Source organism: Reyranella soli (genome assembly GCF_007992495.1).
GTDB classification, from domain to species: Bacteria; Pseudomonadota; Alphaproteobacteria; order Reyranellales; family Reyranellaceae; genus Reyranella; species Reyranella soli.
In genome coordinates, this window is record NZ_BKAJ01000403.1 from 1 (window position 1) to 625 (window position 625).

Below are 625 nucleotides of genomic sequence, written 5' to 3' on the forward strand. Positions count from 1 at the left end.
AAGCGCCTGCGGCGCGCCCTCGCCCATGTGGACCCAGCGACCAGGGCCGGCCCGCTCCATGACGCGGTAGGCCTCGGCCTTGACCTTGTGCTTGAAGTCCTGGTCCTCGGGCACATTCGGCATGTCGAGGCAGTTGCCGGCAACATCGAACTTCCAGCCGTGATAGATGCAGCGCAGCCCGCCCTGCTCGTTGCGGCCGAGGAACAGCGAGGCGCAGCGGTGCGGGCAGCGATGGTCCATCACGCCGACGCGGCCGGCGCTGTCGCGGAAGGCCAGAAGCTTCTCGCCCAGCAGCATGAAGCGGGTCGGCGGGCCGTCGCGCTCCAGTTCCGACGACTTGAGGGCCGGTAGCCAGTAGTGCCGCATCACGCGGCCCATCGGCGTGCCGGGGCCGACCTGGGTGAGTTCCTGGCCTTCGCTCGCCGTGGTCATGTCGTCACCTGTGGCTGTTGGGCTGGCGAAGGATAGCGGCGGCGCCAAGCCCGCGCCACGGCGGCGCGCGGCCTAGCGGAACGGGTCGTCAGCCGCCAGTAAGGACGGCGGGGCGCCGATCGCGCCGTCGCCGTTGAGATCCTGGTGGAAGACGGTCTCGACCGACCGCAACGCCGCGGAACTTCCCGACAGG

The 625-nt window shown here is 70.2% G+C and carries 1 protein-coding gene; it reads right to left on the reverse strand.

Going from position 1 to position 625, the window contains the following annotated elements:
* Positions 1-432 (reverse strand): Rieske 2Fe-2S domain-containing protein (locus tag RSO01_RS46995; protein ID WP_147157513.1); only part of this gene is annotated, 432 nt, incomplete at its 3' end.
* Positions 433-625: the final 193 nt, after the last annotated feature.